The organism is Pseudobacteriovorax antillogorgiicola (assembly GCF_900177345.1).
Taxonomy (GTDB): domain Bacteria; phylum Bdellovibrionota_B; class Oligoflexia; order Oligoflexales; family Oligoflexaceae; genus Pseudobacteriovorax; species Pseudobacteriovorax antillogorgiicola.
Genome location: NZ_FWZT01000021.1, coordinates 140,116 through 158,140 on the forward strand (window position 1 = coordinate 140,116; position 18,025 = coordinate 158,140).

Annotated in this window: 20 protein-coding genes; 8 read left to right on the forward strand and 12 right to left on the reverse strand. The window is 46.2% G+C overall.

Going from position 1 to position 18,025, the window contains the following annotated elements; all coding sequences use genetic code 11:
• The first annotated feature begins 144 nt into the window (after positions 1-144).
• From B9N89_RS23390 to B9N89_RS23405, 4 genes are all read left to right on the forward strand, one after another.
• On the forward strand, positions 145-1,569 hold the full coding sequence (locus B9N89_RS23390) for a methyl-accepting chemotaxis protein (protein ID WP_132323240.1): 1,425 nt from the start codon (positions 145-147) through the stop codon (positions 1,567-1,569).
• A 96-nt stretch (positions 1,570-1,665) separates the two neighbouring features.
• Positions 1,666-2,382, forward strand: coding sequence for a substrate-binding periplasmic protein (locus B9N89_RS23395; RefSeq protein WP_132323242.1), 717 nt, complete (start codon positions 1,666-1,668; stop codon positions 2,380-2,382).
• A gap of 222 nt (positions 2,383-2,604) precedes the next feature.
• Positions 2,605-3,087, forward strand: coding sequence for a hypothetical protein (locus B9N89_RS23400; RefSeq protein WP_132323244.1), 483 nt, complete (start codon positions 2,605-2,607; stop codon positions 3,085-3,087).
• Between the two features lie 157 nt (positions 3,088-3,244).
• Complete coding sequence (locus B9N89_RS23405; RefSeq protein WP_132323246.1) at positions 3,245-4,168, forward strand: SH3 domain-containing protein; 924 nt, start codon at positions 3,245-3,247, stop codon at positions 4,166-4,168.
• Positions 4,169-4,489: 321 nt separating this feature from the next.
• On the opposite strand, the gene B9N89_RS23410 is transcribed toward B9N89_RS23405, so the two are convergent.
• Together B9N89_RS23410 and B9N89_RS23415 are read right to left on the reverse strand one after the other, a co-directional pair.
• The gene (locus B9N89_RS23410; RefSeq protein ID WP_132323248.1) at positions 4,490-5,494 is read right to left on the reverse strand and encodes an alpha/beta hydrolase; all 1,005 of its coding nucleotides are present in this window, start codon (positions 5,492-5,494) and stop codon (positions 4,490-4,492) included.
• Positions 5,495-5,745: 251 nt separating this feature from the next.
• Positions 5,746-5,937 (reverse strand): hypothetical protein, encoded by a 192-nt coding sequence (locus B9N89_RS23415; RefSeq protein ID WP_132323250.1) that lies wholly within the window; start codon positions 5,935-5,937, stop codon positions 5,746-5,748.
• A 415-nt stretch (positions 5,938-6,352) separates the two neighbouring features.
• On the opposite strand from B9N89_RS23415, the gene B9N89_RS23420 reads away from it, so the two are divergent.
• Positions 6,353-7,504, forward strand: a complete 1,152-nt coding sequence (locus tag B9N89_RS23420; protein ID WP_132323252.1) for a zinc metalloprotease — start codon at positions 6,353-6,355, stop codon at positions 7,502-7,504.
• A 143-nt stretch (positions 7,505-7,647) separates the two neighbouring features.
• On the opposite strand, the gene rpsU is transcribed toward B9N89_RS23420, so the two are convergent.
• The 8 genes from rpsU to B9N89_RS23460 form a co-directional block, all read right to left on the reverse strand.
• Positions 7,648-7,845: a 30S ribosomal protein S21 gene (gene rpsU, locus B9N89_RS23425; RefSeq protein ID WP_132323254.1), complete on the reverse strand. Its 198-nt coding sequence runs from the start codon at positions 7,843-7,845 to the stop codon at positions 7,648-7,650.
• 147 nt (positions 7,846-7,992) lie between these two features.
• On the reverse strand, positions 7,993-8,622 hold the full coding sequence (gene upp, locus B9N89_RS23430; protein WP_132323256.1) for a uracil phosphoribosyltransferase: 630 nt from the start codon (positions 8,620-8,622) through the stop codon (positions 7,993-7,995).
• Positions 8,623-8,632: 10 nt separating this feature from the next.
• Positions 8,633-9,847: a URC4/urg3 family protein gene (locus tag B9N89_RS23435; RefSeq protein ID WP_132323258.1), complete on the reverse strand. Its 1,215-nt coding sequence runs from the start codon at positions 9,845-9,847 to the stop codon at positions 8,633-8,635.
• Positions 9,840-11,078 (reverse strand): GTP cyclohydrolase II, encoded by a 1,239-nt coding sequence (locus tag B9N89_RS23440; protein WP_132323284.1) that lies wholly within the window; start codon positions 11,076-11,078, stop codon positions 9,840-9,842. Before B9N89_RS23440 ends, B9N89_RS23435 begins: the two co-directional genes overlap by 8 nt.
• A 16-nt stretch (positions 11,079-11,094) precedes the next feature.
• The gene (locus B9N89_RS23445; RefSeq protein ID WP_132323260.1) at positions 11,095-12,567 is read right to left on the reverse strand and encodes an aldehyde dehydrogenase family protein; all 1,473 of its coding nucleotides are present in this window, start codon (positions 12,565-12,567) and stop codon (positions 11,095-11,097) included.
• Between the two features lie 265 nt (positions 12,568-12,832).
• Positions 12,833-13,150, reverse strand: coding sequence for a hypothetical protein (locus B9N89_RS23450; protein WP_132323262.1), 318 nt, complete (start codon positions 13,148-13,150; stop codon positions 12,833-12,835).
• Positions 13,137-13,709, reverse strand: coding sequence for an RNA polymerase sigma factor (locus tag B9N89_RS23455; protein WP_132323264.1), 573 nt, complete (start codon positions 13,707-13,709; stop codon positions 13,137-13,139). The genes B9N89_RS23450 and B9N89_RS23455 overlap by 14 nt, the downstream gene beginning before the upstream one ends.
• Positions 13,651-14,073, reverse strand: a complete 423-nt coding sequence (locus B9N89_RS23460) for a Spy/CpxP family protein refolding chaperone (protein WP_159455590.1) — start codon at positions 14,071-14,073, stop codon at positions 13,651-13,653. The genes B9N89_RS23455 and B9N89_RS23460 overlap by 59 nt, the downstream gene beginning before the upstream one ends.
• A gap of 372 nt (positions 14,074-14,445) precedes the next feature.
• Here B9N89_RS23460 and B9N89_RS23465 point away from each other — a divergent pair, with 372 nt between their 5' ends.
• Positions 14,446-15,201, forward strand: coding sequence for a transposase zinc-binding domain-containing protein (locus tag B9N89_RS23465; RefSeq protein ID WP_132323268.1), 756 nt, complete (start codon positions 14,446-14,448; stop codon positions 15,199-15,201).
• Between the two features lie 361 nt (positions 15,202-15,562).
• Here B9N89_RS23465 and B9N89_RS23470 read toward each other — a convergent pair whose 3' ends face one another.
• Entirely contained in the window at positions 15,563-15,808 is a 246-nt protein-coding gene (locus B9N89_RS23470) for a hypothetical protein (protein ID WP_132323270.1), read from the reverse strand.
• A complete protein-coding gene (locus B9N89_RS23475; RefSeq protein ID WP_132323272.1) occupies positions 15,805-16,518 on the reverse strand; it encodes a hypothetical protein in 714 nt (237 codons plus the stop codon). The genes B9N89_RS23470 and B9N89_RS23475 overlap by 4 nt, the downstream gene beginning before the upstream one ends.
• 159 nt (positions 16,519-16,677) lie before the next feature.
• On the opposite strand from B9N89_RS23475, the gene B9N89_RS23480 reads away from it, so the two are divergent.
• Together B9N89_RS23480 and B9N89_RS23485 are read left to right on the forward strand one after the other, a co-directional pair.
• Entirely contained in the window at positions 16,678-17,250 is a 573-nt protein-coding gene (locus tag B9N89_RS23480) for a hypothetical protein (RefSeq protein WP_132323274.1), read from the forward strand.
• A 15-nt stretch (positions 17,251-17,265) separates the two neighbouring features.
• Positions 17,266-17,820, forward strand: coding sequence for a hypothetical protein (locus tag B9N89_RS23485; RefSeq protein WP_132323276.1), 555 nt, complete (start codon positions 17,266-17,268; stop codon positions 17,818-17,820).
• The last annotated feature ends 205 nt before the right edge of the window (positions 17,821-18,025 follow it).

The window sequence follows — 18,025 nt, forward strand, 5'->3', positions numbered from 1 at the left end:
ATAGTTAGACCGCGCCCATAGCTTGGGTCCTGATCTCACTTCTCATAATATCTATTGAGATCTTAGATTCTTAGCCTTAAGGTTGGTTAAAAAAGTAAGCCTCTTATCATTCATGTCGAGAACACTAACGTAAGGAGGTGTTCGATGGAACATGGCAAGAATTGGGAGAAACTGCGGCTCAAGGCAATGCTATTTCTCATTGCGGTGCTCGACCCATTAAGCTTAGCAAGTATGCACTTGACCGCAGGGGTAGAGGTCAACATGTTTTATCTCCTGCCTACATCTATAGTAGCGCTGGTTTTTCTCTTTAACTCAGGAAATCGAAATCTTTTTCGCCATGTGCCCAAATTAATTTTGGCGGCGGGAATCGTCTCTCATATTAATATTCTATCGATCGCTCATAACGCAAATTATTCAGCCTATCTTTGCTCGGTGATTGTGGTGAATTGTGCTTGCTACTTTCTTGGTCAAGGTGGGTTCCGATACTGTGTTGGCTTTGCTATAGCGGCTTGTGTGATAGACCCGATCTACTTGATTTTGAAGGATGGTTTTCCGTTTGCAATATCTAGCTATATGCATACGATCACCACACTCTTTATCGTTGAGGGTGTGATCATGTGGATTTACTTTGGCTATCAGCAGAAGATGGGGCTCATCCGCACTATTTTAGTGGAACAAGTCGGTAGTGAGCGGCAGACGTCCCATGTTTTGCTGAAGACATCAGATCGGCTTGATCAAACTGTTCAGTCTCAGTCAGGGGCATTACAAGAGACGACAGCAAGCGTCGATGAGATCAAATCTATTGCAGAACACAATCTTGGTCAGCTTCGGGAAGCGAATAAAATTATGGAATCTTTCTTCGAAACGATCAGGGAAGCAGCCTCGTCGCGAACCGAAATTGAAAATAGCCTCAGTTCTGTAACTATTGAAATTGATAAGTTACACGGTGTTGTTGAAGATAATAAGGCGAAATTCGAAGAGCTTTCGAAGGTTTTGCAGGAGATTAGCAATATCACTAAGATGGTCAATGACATCGTGTTTCAAACCAAGCTTCTGTCTTTCAATGCTTCAGTCGAAGCCACCCGTGCTGGGGACGAGGGTAAAGGGTTTTCTGTTGTGGCTGAAGAAGTTGGTGTCCTCGCCCAGAGCAGCGGAAAGGCAGCCACCGATATTTCACGGATTGTTAATGAAAGCCTATCGCTTTTCGATAGTGTGAAGGATGAACTATCCAGCAAGATGGATGCTGCTCAATCCAATGTGTCGAAGCATATTGAAGTTGTTAGTGCTAATGTCAGGAGAAACTCTGAAATCTTGGATAAGGTCAGCGATAAGTCTTCCGAAGTGAAAGATATCAATAGCTCGGTGATCCGTGCTATTACAGAAATTGATACTGGCTTAGCTCAGATTGTGGAAGCCATGCGTATCCTTAATAGTGATAACGACCATATTCTGAATTCAACCGAAGATACCAAAGGCAGTGTGACCAACATCAATTCACAAGTGAGGAGGTCAGAGGAGTTGATGGAAGACCTGAAACCTATGGTATCTCCCTTTGATGAGGCTGCTTGATGGTGATGATTAGTTTCTGGGCGAAGGGCTAACCGAGCTGCTAAAGTAAAGTCTATGGCCACCTTTGGTATCACTCATTCACTGTAGGAGTTTCATGTGATTAGATTAGGCATTATTTTATGGCTTGCACTTTTAGTACCCCCGCTCTACGGAAAGAAAACACTCACCGTAGGAGTCGAAACGATCGATTATTTACCTTATTACGGACTGATAAATAAGACCTATACAGGGTTTATGAGGGATCTTTTCGATAGTTTTGCTCAAAAGCATGGCTATACTCTTACCTATCAAGCAATGTCAGTCACAGGCTTGTTTAAGTCAATCTCAGAAGGAAAAATCGATATCAAGGTGCCTGACAATAAGAATTGGGGCACTGATATTAAGAAAAATAGCAAGATTCTTTACTCTAAGCCCATTGTTCAAGCCACGGAAGGTGTTCTCGTTAAAGAAGAGTTTTCGGGCAAGCTTCCGGCAAAGATTTCCACGGTTAAAGGGTTCACAGCTTATGCCATTTTAGATCATATCAAGCGCAATGAGGTGGTCCTAGACGAAAGCTCGAAAATGAAGGGTATCATCAAAAAAGTCCTGTCTGGAAGATCTGATGGCGCGTACGTTGAAGCCCGGGTAGCACGAAGTATTCTCAGAAAAATGGGAATGTCTGGCAGAGAGCTATACCTCTCGGAAGTGTACCCCAAAGATGTCCATCCATTTGTAGCAAGTTTTCCACCACGGAATAAAGATATTCATGATCAATTTAACGAGTTTTTGAAATCTCCAGAGGCTCAGAAAATCTATGAAAAATGGCAGTTCTGAGACCCTAGCAATTAAATCGGCGCCACGCTAGTGTGGTGCCAAAAAGTCTATTAATAAAAGATATTTGCCGCTCCAAGAACGAACTTCGATCAACTCCATGAGTTCGGTATTATAAAAAAGACGTGAAAATGAAAAAATTCTAAAGAATATTCTATAGCTAGCCGATAAGGAGCGCTACGCACGAGAATATTGGGACCACGTAAGAATTTTTTTGGGGGAGATATGAAGCTTCAACTAGGGCTGAGCCTATGGATGCTTGTCGTGTTGGGCTGTGATCAGCAACCAACAAATATAAAGCAAGAGCTTGCCAGCCCAGCGCAATCCGATGATCAGAGCGGCGAAAGTGCCGATCCTGGGGCTGGTGATCAAGGGCAAGCAGGAGATCCCACTGGCAACGACGATGCCCCTCCAGCAGACGACAACGCTGCTGCTCCGGAAGAAGAGCCTGAATTGAACGTTGCGACGTTCGCTGATATGGATGCCATAGCCTCTGGCTCATGTGCTGGATGCCACGGGGTAGGTTCGGGTAGAATCTATATCGCAGGTGATGAAGCCAATGCGATGGCAAATGCAGAAGCGATTCTCAATAGGGTATCGTTGGGCGCCGGGGATGTCGGTGTGATGCCTACCAGCGGCCCTCTTGGTGATGCAGACCTTGCTGTTTTTAAATCCTATCTAGAAGATCAAATTGCTAATCAGCAATAGGATAGGCTAACACATCATGTAAAGAACTGTCAGGGCCTGGTCCCTGGCTTTTTTTTGCCGATTGCCACCTCTAAGTTAGGTAATATTTACCGAGCAGACAAGCTTTCCTTGGGTTCTCAAAAGAGTAAACTAAAATTGATCTAGTTTAGGAGAACTTGTGAGTTCGGAAGTCAAGGCCAATCCCAATCGCAAAGGACCAGTGTTTAGCAAGACATCAGGCTTAGACGATCTGGCCGTTCAAGCTCTCAAAGCCCATGCTCAGGAGCCCATTAGCTTTCACCCGCCGAAGACCCAAAAGTCCGAGCGGAAAACTCGCCTGTCGCGCCGACGGCGACGCACAATTCTGTGGACATCACACCTTCTCAATATCCTGTTTGTACTCATCTTTACGGGTATTGGCTTCTTAAGTAACGAAATCTTTCACAAATTTAAGGCTCGCAGCCCTGTCGATAGTCAAGGAGAGAGCCGAGTATTATTGAGAGGCACCTACATTGTCGCAAAAAAATCATTGTCAATGCATCGGGGGCCTGGTCACGATTACGAAGTCGTGGGGCGCCTGAATCAGGGTCACATTATCAAAGGCAAGCATGTGATCCAGGGTTGGGTGCAGGTGGATTACGGTAAATTTGTGGAGCTGAAAAGCTTGCACAAGTTGCCCCGTTACGATCAAACCGAATTCACCAAAAATCAAGCGGCCATAGGCCAAAGGAACATTTATGAAGAGCCACACGAAGTCGCAGAAGTCGTGGGTTACATATTTCTAAAGAAGGGCATGCTGACCGCAGAACTCGATCAAGATTGGTTGATGCTCAGTTCAGGTGGCTTCGTCAAGAAACGAGCAAGCCCGCAGCACGAGGCAAAACTAATGAAAGTGAAAACGAAAAAGGCAATGATTTACAATGGACCCAGTGAGGAGTACGATTTAGTCGGCGCCTTTTACAAAAATAAGATTCTTAGAGTTTTGGAATCAGAAAGTGGCTGGGCTCGCATCTCGAAGGATCAGTTCATTGCCGCAGGGGACTTGGAGCCTGTGGTAACGCAAGTTCAAGCCCAAAAAACTAAAAAGAAAAGCCAGCCATAAGACTGGCTGGCATCCAACAACACCACAAGGCTGCAAAAGCCTCCATAGTGCCCTACTGGGCAACGCTCTGCATTCTATTCAATTGTATATCACAGCAACGGGGGACCATCTTTTGGTGCTTCCTTAATAGGTTTCTTGAACATGGAATTTGCCCTCCTCTAAAAGGTCCATGCCTACTGCCTACTAATATTCTATTCGCAAAATCGGCCGTTATTATTTAGGTGAGGGAAACTTGGTTATTTTTACTAGGGCTTAAGGGTTAAAAATAGATTGAGGCCCTGCGATGGGAGGGCCTTGCTTTGTGATTCGCTAGCAAATTAGTTAGGATTTTGAGTGGCTTGAGATCCATTGCTGAAGGTGAGCAAAGGCCTTGTCGCGATCTGGTTCGTTGTAGATCTCGTGATACATGTCGTTATACTTGTGCAGCATGTTTCCAGGCTTGAGTCGGTCATAGAAACTTTCAATGGACTTAGGCTTGATGATTTTGTCTTCTCCAGCGACTTGCACCATCAATGGATAATGAATGGTATCAGCCTTGTGGTAGCTATCATCCCGACACTCAAGGTAGCTATAGTAAAAGGCTGAAGACACAAAGCCATGATTCAAGGGGTCTTGTCGGTAGTGGCGGCATACTCGTGGATCACGAGATACTAGGTCAGCCAAAGGTTCTCCTGGCAATGACACAGCGGGAGCAATGCGATTCATGATGCGGCCAGCGATTTCTTTGATTTTGGGTACTTCGAACGCAAGGTCGAACATAGGAGAACTCACTGTTGCCGAGGCGATGGGAAGATCGGCGTATTTGATCATGGTGCGAATTGCGATCTGGCCCCCCATAGAATGACCTAGCAGGTGAATCTCAGCTTTGCCAAATCTCTCCAGAAGGTACTCATAGAAGCGATTGATTGCCAGTTCAGCATCCTCGGCATACTGATCGAAATGATCCACATGACCCCTTCTGCCCTGGGAGTGGCCGTGACCCCGATGATCTAAAGCATAGACACTGGATACCTGATCTTTAAGATAATGGGGAAAATGCAGGTAGCGGCCCCCATGCTCTCCCTGACCATGAAGTACCACAAGAGCCTTGTGAGCCTGGTCACCCCGCCATTTTTTGGGTCGAAACAAGTTTCCAAAGAGTTGAGTTTTGTTGTCAGAACCTTTGAATACTTCAAACTCATTGATCCAATCAGCAGGAAGATCGGGAAACCCTTCGGGGCTAACTGGCATCTGGGGACTTTTGCGGCTTTGCTTCGGGTCATATGGGAACACAGGAGCGAAGGAGCAGCTAGTGATAACTTCTTGCATGAGCAATCCCTTTTTCATTTCTCTAGTGATACAGTCACTAGAATATATATCTCGTGGCGGGAAATTACGATAGTAGCTTGGCCTGCGGCGTAAAAACCTATTTGGTTTGGAAGCAGCTCCTAGTCTATCTTATGGTATAAACTCCCCAAGGAGCAGTGATAGCCGTCAGGCAGTCTGAGCAAAAAAATGAATGACGGTGGAGTTCAAGGGTAAGTTAGGAATGTTATCGGTCAGCACTGGCTTGGCAAGGCCAAGCAGGCTGATAAATGTTAACTTGCTTGGCCTACGGTTTGTGCCGCATTAGGGATTTCAGATTCTCGTTCGATCAGGGTTTCCCGCAGCTCTTCATAGCAATCCTCACAGATGGGCTGATCAACCAGGCGTTGGTCCAATTCACCCCAGACAACGAGAGCTGCAATGGCCTGCTCACCAAAGGGTCGTTTTTTTAATTTGCCGTCCATCTGACATCTCGGGCAAGTCATAGTCACCTCGCTAAAACTAAGCAGTGAATTGATCGGATACATAGAGTATGAGATTCCCCGTGATACCCTGTCAACTCCCTGAGATTTAGGGTTCTTGTACGAACTGAAATTCGGAAAGGTATCGGCAGTTTCGAATTTTAAAATGACTACAAAATTTTCCGAGGGGAAATGTGTCGACAAATCAAACTCTTACGGCACGAAAATACAACGTAATTAAAATCACTTACTGATTGCTTAAATGTAAAGCCCAGAGTGGAATACCGCCGGAATCATGCGGGATTTTTTCACTAGTGCTATATTGACATGTTTTGTGTGTCATGGTAGACTTGCATCAGCCATCGTTATGGCTGTATTCTGTTGTTCCTGTTGAAATAAGCTGCTGTGGAAGTACCCTATGAAACCGATTTTACTTATCATTTTTGCTATTTTCCTAAACCATTGTGCCCAAGATCAAAACAAGCGCAAAAATCGCGCTGAACCCCAAACATACTTTCTTGGCGATCCTCAAGTTCTCATTGCTGGTACCAGCAAAAATCTTAACTCTTTTGTTAGCCTGGATAACCTACTGAATTTCGAAGACTATAGTCTCCAGGGGCACTATGACTTCGCTCCAAGAGCCATCCAGACTGGTCCTATTACCAGTCAGGAGGAGCTAGAAGATCGCAACGCTACAGATCGACCAACAGCTCCTCAGAAAATTCCTTCTTATCAGTTTGAAGCGATCAATGACGAGACGATTACTTATTCTGATAAAACCATTCCAGAGTATCCTCAGCTTCGTTTTTCTAAGGTGCAGGACGAATTCCATCTCACTCACATCAACGGTGTGGCTGTTGAGCCTCTGCACTATAGTCTCTCTGAAAATGGCGAAGTATTTAGCATCTTGATGTCTTATCAAAGCCGCTATGGCGAAACTTTGAAGGCACTGTACTTTACTAAAAACAAGGCCATATCTAGCTTTAGGCGCTTCACAGAAAGAAACTTCGCTTACCTCATAGACCGCTCGGTAGCTGTCGGTTGGGAAGAACGTCTTGACTTAAGTCTGTGCGGGAGCATGAGCCCTGAAGAGCGGCGGACTTTCACAAGATCTATTAGCAAGTGGGAAACAGCACCTGGTAAGATCAGCGACTTAGACTTTTCCTTAAATTATCAGCCAGTTGCACAGCCATTTTCCGATGTTAATCAGACTTGTGTCCAGCTTATCAGTGGTTATCGGCTAGAGACCCAAGAAGACCTTGCTGTACTTGGAGTCGCTATTCCGGTAATCAATCCGGCAAGCGGCCGCATTGTAGCTGCCAATAGTTTTATATTTGATGACGCTCACGATAAAATTAAGGCTCGGGACCAGTTTGAAGCGACCATCACCCACGAGATTGGCCATGTCCTTGGCTTGGGTCATGAATTCCTACGGGATCCAGATACAGGTCGACCGGTCCATGATTCGATCATGGGGTACGCCAACTATCCTGAAATTAGTGACTGGGATCGCGATGCCATAGAGGCATTGTATTCAGAGGAAACGGGAAGCTTTACTTTTGTTGACTGACACTGGATGGATAAGTCCCAAGACCCTTCGCGCGCATCATGGGAATTTCTACCATGAGTCGAGCGAAGAGCCTTGTTGCAAGCTCTTCAAGGCCTAGCTAGATTTAGTAGGCCTTGTAACGAAGCTAAAAGAGCTGGTCGGGATTAGTTGCCCAACTTTCTCATTTGCTTGCGCAAACGCTTCTGAGCCATAGCACTTTTTCTCTTCTTCTTCACAGAAGGCTTTTCATAGTGCTTGCGATCTTTGAGTTCTCTCATAGTGCCAGCTTTTTCAACTTGCTTCTTCATGAGTTTTAGAACGAGTTCGATTGGTTGGCCTTCTCTTACGATGATCCCTGGCATATCTCTCCCACTTGATACATATTAGACAGACTGACACTCTAGGTCAGTCTAGTGTGATATACGTTTCAGCCGATTTGGTCAACCGGGTAAATCGACAAGATTGCATCTCTTGTTAAAACATACTGAAGTAATAAAGCCAATTTGGCGCTATCTAGTATGATAGAGCCGATCTCCTGCGTCACCAATACCTGGCAAGAGGTAGCCCTGATCGTTCAGCCCCTCTTCAACACTAGCAGTGACCACCTTGACTTCGGGGTGGAAGTGGTGAATGCGCTTAAGTCCTTCAGGGGATATGAGAATCGTGACAATGGTGATCTCACCGACTTCATACTGCTTCAGTCGATCGATACACGATATCATCGTATCGGCTGTTGCCACGAGAGGATCTACTAATAAAATCTGTCGAGACTTTGAGTCTTTGGGAATTTTGAAATAGTATTCCACCGTGTTGTTGATGAACTTATCACGATAAATACCTATATGTCCAGCGCTGGCAAATGGGAGCGCCGACAGAATTCCATCCATCATGCCATTGCCTGCTCGCATCACCGACACCACTACTGGTGGTTTTGCGATCCGCCGAACTGCTGTTTCCATCAGCGGCGTATGTACGCGATCCTCTCGCAAATCCAAGTCGCGGGTCGCTTCATAGGCTAGCAATCGCCCTAATTCTTTCATGATATTTCGAAATTCGGCTGACTCGGTATCGCTGTCTCTTAAATAGCCTAGCTTGTGTTGAATTACTGGGTGTTCAATGACCCGGCAATTGTCATTCATATAGTTTCTCCTAGAAAATAGTTCCATCGCTGATCAACTGCAAGGGTGGGACACCCCCAGGACGGGCTTGGTTGGCAAGCTTACGGCCTGTCCACCAAGTGCCTCCTTCCAAAACTTTCACCAACGGCAGCTGGGTAGCGTCCATATCCAATTTTTCTCGGATAATTTCAGCTAATCTGTCGAGGAGGCAAACAGTTAAGGCTCGCCACTCGACAATCAGCGGTGAGTCGATTTTATGCTTTTCTTCAGCGAGGCCGGGGTCTTTCAATGCGATCACCCCGCCATCTAAAAACAGCCCTCCGTTGCGATACTCTGCAAGACCCGTAAGGTCGGCGATGTTTTCAACTTTGATACCAGCACTTTCCAAGGGCTCAACAAGTGAGTATGTGAGCCATTGAGAGAGCTTGTGGAAAACTACGAAGCGCTCGCTTTCAAAGGTTTGCTCAGCTAGTAGCGGGTGGGGCCAGGCATCTCCCAATGCTTGACCCTGGTAGTTATAGCGACCAGGCCAAATCTCTCCAAAAGCGAGTAAAACTGTTTTGAGCAAGTCTTTGGCTTCAATACTTTGACCGTAGGCAGACTGAATAAAGTCCAGAAGTCCTCCAGGGCGCGAGCCGGGGAAAAAGTTCTGCTTTGTCGTCAGGGTCTGACCTAAGTTATTTAGCAGTTGGAGGCGCCCCTCCAAGCCTGTGAGTGGGTTTTTGGGCGACACCTGGAAACCATGAGCTAGTGAGTCCAGGGGGAGTTTCATCAAGGCCTCAGCTGAAACCTCTGGCTGGTAGCGCATGGAGAATAAGCCCTGGCGAAACATATGATAGCTGGCGACCGCAAGCCCCTCCGATCGAGACCAGGTAGCTTCAACGTCATCCTCATAGTACGTCCAAGTATTGCCGGCACCGGCATCCAGAAGAACTGATACGACGACCAAGTCGATCAGTTTTCGGCACCGTTCAGCAGGATCAGTTCGTGTAAGGGATGATAGAAAGTCAGCCATCCGATCAATGTTTCCCACTTTGAAATGACGAGCCCTAGCGTGAAAGGGAACTTGGAGATCAGGGTAGTTCTCTCGGCAGACAGCAATCACTTCGTTAGCGAGTGAAGGAAGCTGGTCCTCACGAATTTCGAAATGAGTTAGTCCCTTGCTGGAAGCAGCATAAATTTTACCGCAGCTCTGCCGGATAGCTTCGGGTGATAGCAGATAGTCGATGCTGCTCTCATTAGTCATGGAGGTTCCTTCCTTTCACATTGTCTAATGTCTCACCATCCTTCACATCTCCTGATGTGTAGTAGCCTGCTGCTTTCTTGGCTTCAATTTCTACCTGGGCATCGAGAGGAACTAAGTGCTGCGGGATATCGACCCGGTTGACAACCTCGATACCAGAGCGGGTGATGGCATTATATTTCATATCGCTCATACTCATCAGGTTGTGAATCTTCTTAATGCCTAGCCATAGCAAGGCATCGGGCATCAGCTCCTGAAAGCGAGCATCCTGAACTCCAGCCACGCATTCTGTGCGGTAGAAGTAGGTGGATGCGGAATCACCCCCTTCCTGCCGTTTTCTTGCATTGTAGACCAGGTACTTGGTGACTTCTCCCAGGGCGCGGCCTTCTTTACGGAAATAAACAATGAGGCCAACGCCACCTTTCTGAGCTGTTTTTACGGCTTCTTCAATCCCATGCATCAGGTATGGGCGACAGGTGCATATGTCCGATCCGAACACGTCGGAACCGTTGCACTCATCATGAACCCGACAAGTCAGTTCCACTTCGGGGTTTGCCAAGTCTTCAGGGTTACCGAAAATATAGGCTGTGGTGCTGCCAATGGGTGGGAGCAAGACTTTGAGGTCTGGTCTGGTAACCAACTCGGGGAACATGCCTCCAGTTTCTTGGAAGAGAATTTTTCGCAGCACGCCCTCTTCTAATTCAAGCCGTTTGGCAATGCCCGGTAAGTACCAGACAGGCTCGATAGCTGCTTTGGTGACCTTGATATCATTTTTTTGAACCACAACCTTGCCATCAACCTTGATCTTTCCCTCTTCAATGGATTTTGAAATTTCTGGGATTTGAAGGTGAGCGGATGTCACCGCGATAGACGGCTGGATGTTATAGTTTTGCTTGAGAAGATCGTCGTACGACTCGGTGATGCGAGCACCCCAAGGGTCAAGGGAGACAATATTATTGTCAAACCAGGAATCATAGGGCCCAAGCTCTACAGTGGCCGTGGTGTTGGCTAGGTCGGGGCGATGATTGCGAGGGAACTGCCCGGATGCTACCGACAGGGCGCGATATACGGTGTAGCTACCGGCGTGGGTTCCAATAGCATTGCGATGCTCGCTATGGGTTGCGATAATGGGGCCTCGCTCCTTGGCCGTCTTTGCTCCCCAATGGATGGGAGTGGTTTCGCGGTAAACATGGTTCGAGTGACTCGTCAGAATCACATGCTCTGGTCGTTTCATTTCCATGGAATTCTCCTTAGCTCATCCAGTTATGATCAGATTGCATCGTCCACTTACTTGTGAGCTTTTTCATATCCGACCAAAAATTTAGGCTGTGTACCCCGGTTATATCCCCGTGACCAAACTTTGAGCGGCCGATGCCACCAAAGGAGAATGGTTCCCGAGGGACGGGGACGCCAATGTTGATACCAACCATCCCAGCCTTGGCTTGCTGGGCGACTTGCTCCGCAAGCCCGCCGTTGTTGGTGAAGACCGAGCAGGCGTTGCCGTAAGGGTTGCGGTTTTCAATAACCATCGCCTCGCTGATGTTATTGCAGCGAACGATCGATAGGATTGGACCGAATAATTCTTGAGTTGCAGCCTGGGTTTCGGGTTGAACGTGATCCAAGATTGTTGGGCCAAGCCAATAGCCATCGCGATAGGCTTCAGGTGGCTCGACTTTGCGACCATCCACGAGGATCTTGGCACCATCAGCAACTGCCTGATCGATCGCTCGATGGAGAAATTCTAGCTGCTCGCGGCTGATAATAGCGCCGATTTCATAGCCAGCACGTTGGGATTCAGCCCGGGCTACAACCTGATCGATCTGAGCCTGACAGTCGCCAACTGCAAGCAGGACACTGGCTGCCATACAGCGTTGTCCGGCACAGCCGGTGAACGAATCGCTGATGCCACCACAGATCTCAGGGTGTGCATCGGGAAGGAGGACGATGTGATTCTTGGCTCCTCCTAAGGCTAGAACCCTCTTACCAAGCTGACTGCCTCGCTGGTAGACCAGTTCAGCGACGTGGCTGGAACCGACAAAGCCCACAGCTTTCACTAACTGGTGGTCGATGACGGCTTCGACAACATCCTTACCCCCTTGAAGAACGGTAAAAACACCTTTGGGTAAGCCGGCATCTAAAAGCGCCTGGCTGATCCATCGGGAGGTTAGTGGGGTCTTTTCCGATGGCTTCCAGATATAGCTGTTGCCTAGGGTCAGTGCTATGGGAATCGTCCACATGGGAACCATTGCAGGAAAGTTAAACGGTGTGATGTTCGCAATCACCCCCAAAGGTTCCCGGCGATATTCACAGTGAACACCCCGAGAAACCTCCATCTTGCCACCACTGTCTAAGTTTTGAAGGGAGAGGGCAAACTCCAGAACCTCGATCCCTTTCATCAAGCCAGCCTTTGATTCCCCCAAGGTCTTGCCGTTCTCAAGGCTTACTATATTGGCAATCTCGTCCAACTGCTCCACGAGTTTTTCACGAAATCGAAACATAATTTGGGTGCGCTCTTTGAGAGGGGTCTTCCGCCAAATAGCAAAGGCCTCTTGAGCTGATGCAGCAGCGTGGTTGACCTGTTCGGGGCTAGCCTCCCGAAACGTGCCAACCACTTGCCCAGTGTAGGGGCTCGTCACGGTTTGCTCGCGGCCTTGGCCAGGTTGCCATTGACCCCCTATGAGATTGTTTAACTGAATCGTTTGATTCGGTATGTTAAGTGTCATCAAGACTCCTTTCCAGGGATAATCCATCCTCGTGGTTGCTGCTTGAGGTAAAGGCAGCATCGTGAGGATTCATCATTCTCATCCCAACAAGTATGGAAAAGAAATCCAAGACCGGTTCCGCCACCAGAAGGAGCGTCCAGCCTTGGAGCATAAATACATAGTTGTTGTTAGCCCGATTGTGGCCCAAAGAAAGGTATTAGGAAATAAAAAAATGGCGGAAAATGATAGGAAAAGGTGCTTTTTTCATGGTTTTACCGACGGCGTGTTACAGCGCGTCGGCAAAAGACATATAATCATCCACGGCAGATTCGCTGTAGCTCTGGTTGTTGGTGCTAGATTCGAATAGCCAAGACATATCCTGGGGTGCTGGCTCGCCACTGATGGGGTCTTGGGTAGTCTGCCAGATACCCACACCGCAAACCAAACAAAAGGCTAAAACGCCCGTCGCGATCTTCAAGGGCTGGGGAATCACTCTTGATTCCTGTTGCCTGACCCGTGCCATGATTCGTTGAAACTCCTGAGGATGGGCATCGGGAATCCTGGGGAGTTTTGACAAACGTTTTTTGATGTCATGATCGTTCATCGTCTTCCTCCTTTAATATTTTGGCGAGTTTTTGGCGAGCCTTATGAAGCCGTGATTTCACGGTTCCCACTGGTATCGCAAGGATTTCGCTAATCTCTTCTTGATTATGACCTTGCATATAAAATAGTACGACAATGGTGCGTTCAGCAAAGGCCAGGGAGTTTAAGGCGTCTTCAAGCTCCAGGCTTGGTAGCTTGCTGTTCGATTGATAGAGCCGTTGGGATTCAAGCCACGAGCTGAGAAGCTTTTTCCAACTGAGGCGCTTACGGTTGAAGTCGTAGGCCGTGTTCACTGCAATCCGATAGATCCAAGTGTCCAAGCGGCTTTTGTGATCAAACTGATCGAGGCCAAAATAGACCTTGCTGAAAGTCTCTTGTACCGCATCATCCAGTTCGTCCCAAGGGAGCAAGCGACCTAGGATCGCGCGAACGCGATCCTGGTGGCTCCTATAGAGAGACTCAAAGTCCTGCGGTGTGTCTTGCACAGTGTCAAGCATGGGCTTAATCGTCGTCGTTGTCATGGTTGCGGTGGTGGCGGCCTTTTTTAGGACGTAGCTCATGAAACTTCTTTCGTTGCTCAGGAGTTAAAATTGCACGGATCGCCATCATGTTCTCGAATCGTTTCTCTGCCATCTTCGCCTTGAGACCTTGTAGGGTTTCATGGGCCTTACGAATTTCACTTTCAGCGGCATCGCTTCCTAATAGCTCTTCGAACGACCGCCGAGTTTCCTTGAGAGTTTTACGGGTTTCCTTATGCTCGTCCCGAGACGACTGGCGTATATCTTTAATCTTAGTCCGTTGCTCTTCGCTTAGATCAAGCTGGGACATCATCTCTTTCCAATGCTTATGGTGACCGCCCCGAGCCATCGATAGGCTGGGAGCTGCAACGAGAGCTGTCATCAGAATCCATTGGTACAGTTTCATAATCATACTCCTAAGTTTTGAAAGACAGTGGCTCCCCAATGGGTGCCGTTTTTCAGACATAGACTTAGACGGGGTGAGTTGGGAAAAGGTTCACCAAGGGTCCAAAAAAATCAGAAATAATTAGGAATAAAAATTAATAAATAAAATCAATTTGTTAATTCTCAAGCAGGGGTGTTTAATTGGGTGCTAATGATCATTAACCTCAAACAATTATTCATTGATTTTATTTATACGAGAAGTAGCGTTTTCAGAAATATTTCAACCATAGTCTAGTAGATGTAATTTGCCAGATTTTTGTAGCAGCTAAAGAAGTCATCGCAGAGGTGTGAATGTCTCTTCCATCTATTCAAAAAGGCGAATAACTATTTTTGTATGGAAGATTCATTTTGTGAATATAAGAGACGTGATCCAGAGTCAACCCTTCTGTATCAGGTTTTGCATCAGAATTTGGCGGATTTTTTTAGAGGCTTAGAAAGTAACCCTGTTCAAAAGCCACTGCCGTACTTCGTAAAGAAGGAGTTCGATAAATTCTTAGCTTGCGGCGTTTTGTCCCAAGGCTTTGTGAGATTAAAATGTGATAGCTGTCCTGAGTCGATATTAGTTGCGTTTAGTTGCAAATGTCGCGGTTTTTGCCCCTCATGTGCAGGCCGAAGAATGTCAGAGAGAGTTATTGACCTAACGGACGATGTGATCCCCTTTGTACCGACGAGGCATTGGGTCTTATCGGTGCCCTTTGAGCTTCGTTATCGGATGGCTTCCGATGACGATCTTTTGAAAAAAGTGAATGGGATCTTCTGCGCAGAAATCAATAACTATCTCCGCAGCAAGAAAGCTAGAAAACTTAGTGTAAAGGGCGGAGAAACAGGGATAGTGTCGTTTCTTCAGAGAGCGGGAGGAGCACTCAATTTGAATCTTCACTATCATCTTCTGGTCTTGGATGGTCTTTACACTACAGGAGAAGATGGGAGCCTAATTTCCACTCGTGTTCCAGGGGTTGATAACGATGAGCTGGCCTGCGTCGTGCGGGGAGTATCTCGCCGAGTGATCAAGCATGTTGGCTTGGGGTCAGACCCGCCTAAGGGTCAAACTTTGACCAAAGAAGAATATGTTTATGAGGGCTTTTACTAGCAAAGCCATTAAACTTCTATTACCTGCGAATTCCTTAACTTCCTAAAAATATGACGATATTGCCCTGGTTTACGTCAGCCTGTTTAGCCAAGGGAAAAAAACGGGAAACTGTGGTTGGATTGATTCCCACCAAATTATGCCATAATGTAACAGTTATAGAACTCATGGAGTAGAATTTACAGCATCCACTTACCTATCCCTAGCCACGCAGTTCACACCAAGCCCGCTAAATACTGTTCCATGCTACATTCGTTAACTCTTGATCGAGCGGCAACCATAATACTATGGTTGCAACTATATGTAGTGAAATTGCAGTACTTAATAGGAGCTTAGGAGCATTCCTTAACTCATTTGCCATACTCTACTTCTTTGCCACGACTTGAACCTCTTCGGATTCAATTTTCATTGATTCGCGATCGATTTTAGTTACTTTGTGGGTCTTGGCTTCGATTTCGAATTCACCGTATAGCAAGGTTGAGCGAAGCACAGAACGGAACTCATTCGACTCAAGAGTTATTTGGCGCTTGGCAAAGCCACCAGTTCCGACCGTATCGCCAAGACATACTGATGGTGCAATCAATGCTATAGATACAAGAAAATTAATCATTTTTCAGTCTCCTCAATATAGTCTCCGATAGCTGAAAGTATCACTGGAACGCACTTCTCGTTAGTATTGCCTTTTTTCTCAACGGCTTCATTAAGTAGTTCCACCCACTCATGCTGCTTTTTCAAAAGAAGCTTACAGTAGCTTTCCGGTATCGCCCCGTGGAAATGGTGATAGTACGCCCCCTTCCCCAAGTGATCGGTGTCAAAAGAATCCACGCCAGCTTTTATGCAATCAAGAATTTCTTGGGGTTTATTTAGTAGAGTTCGCCCAGAAAATACTCGGTCGCCTTCACGACGTAATAGTTCAAGACTTATAAGAGTCTCTATAGTGCTCTTAGCAATGGTTCCGTAATGTCTTTCTATGGCCGAAATTTCCGCGCCTTCAGGCTTAGAAGCGAGAGCGAGTATAACTTGATCCAACTCTTTGTAACGATAATCTGCTGCTTGACTATAAGAGGTATAGCTTTCTAAGTGATTAGCAAATTCTATATTACATTCTCTAAAGAGATTAACAATTTCATTATTATCCATAAAAACACTTAATAGAGGAAATAAAGTTTTTTCGACACTTGGGTCCGAAACTTCGCGCTGAAGCAAACGGCGAATGCTGGAATAATTAACCCCACTCCTACGTTCTAGCGTTCTCATATTGCGACTTTTATGTTCGCCTAGATATTGTTCAATCCGTTGAACAATTGGCTCAATTACCATTCTCAAAATCTCCCATCAAATAGGCGTAAAGGCTACTTTTTAATCTCATAAATGACCGCGCTGCACAACAAAGCAATTGGCCATTGCAATTACCATTGCTGCAATTAATTTCAGAAATTATTGTCTTTCTAAATTCAGACAAACTTTTTGGAGTCCATCGTGATTAGAAGATCGATATTCCCATTTCTGCTAGCCTCTTTTGTTCCAAGCCTTGCTATGAGCAACGAACGTTATGGCGAAGACTTGCAAGAAAAAAAGTGGCTCGAAAATCTCAAAAGAAAAGCTGTTGTCATAGAAGTTCCAAACACCAAAAGTAACCGTGATGATGAGATCTACGAAATTGAAGATACTGGTATTTCCCCTTCTGACGTGTGTTTTGCGGGGATTGGCCCTACAATTCCATACGGCTTGGCTTCTACTGCGCGCCTCGATTTCGAGCTTGAGCTTGCATGCAAAACCAGAGATTCGATTGCTAAAGCCTTTGGAGCTTCAGCGGTTTTTTTAAAAGGATCTAGTTATGTATGCAAGCTCTCGCCCCTTCCTCAAGCGCAAGTGGCTGCAACAGCATTTGATATAAGCTCATTCGCTGCTACATCCCTTGCTTTAGTAGTTTCTGTAACAAACTGCGACGACACTTCGCTAGATCGCAAGTTTGATTCTCTAGTTAAAAGTTGTGAACGTCTTCGTCAACATGGGGTTGACTGTCGTGGCGTTGATAATACACCATTTTAAATTTTGGAGCCTCTTATGTTTAAAAAAGTCTTTTTTCTAGCAAGCCTTTCTACAACAGCATTTTCATCTGATAATGCAATCGATGCACTTTGGTCTCTAGACAATGAAAATATTAATATGCAGCTTTCCGGTGAATACTCTACTTTTGAAGATGGCGCGGGAGTTGGGAGTTTCAAGTTACCAATTGGTGATTGGATAAAGTATCATTCTGGAACAAAATTCAAATGGAGATCTGTAAATAAGTTAGACCCGGTTGACGGCTATAATTTTTTGATCACAAAAACTGGATGTACGCTTGAGTATCTTACGCCTGTTGGGTCTCCAGCTGGTTCTGAGACTAGAGGTGTAGGATATAACCCTGGCGTTCGATTTGGGCAAACCGCAGTCTGGGAAGCTAAGGAGAAAAAATGTGTTAACCGGCTCAATTGCAGCGTGGAAATTGTTATAGAAGGCCTAGAAGATGTGCCTGATGCGCGACGCACAATGGGTCCATATTTCCTTTCTGGAAGTAGGACGGAACCGAACTACGATTGCTTTGTAGAAGCAGCACTAGAGTTTGTCTTCGATTGATCAGCACATGGAGCAAAACAAGCCATGCATATATGGCTTGATATCTTTTTGTAACCATCTACTATTATTAGGTTCTACTGCGTTATCAAGCCAAGGTTTATGTGTCAATACTCAGTGTTGTACCAACCAAAAAACTTTTGCAAGCATTCACTAGCATCTTCTGGGCTCTCATACCAAGCTTTGAAGTAGCGATGGTATTTGAGTG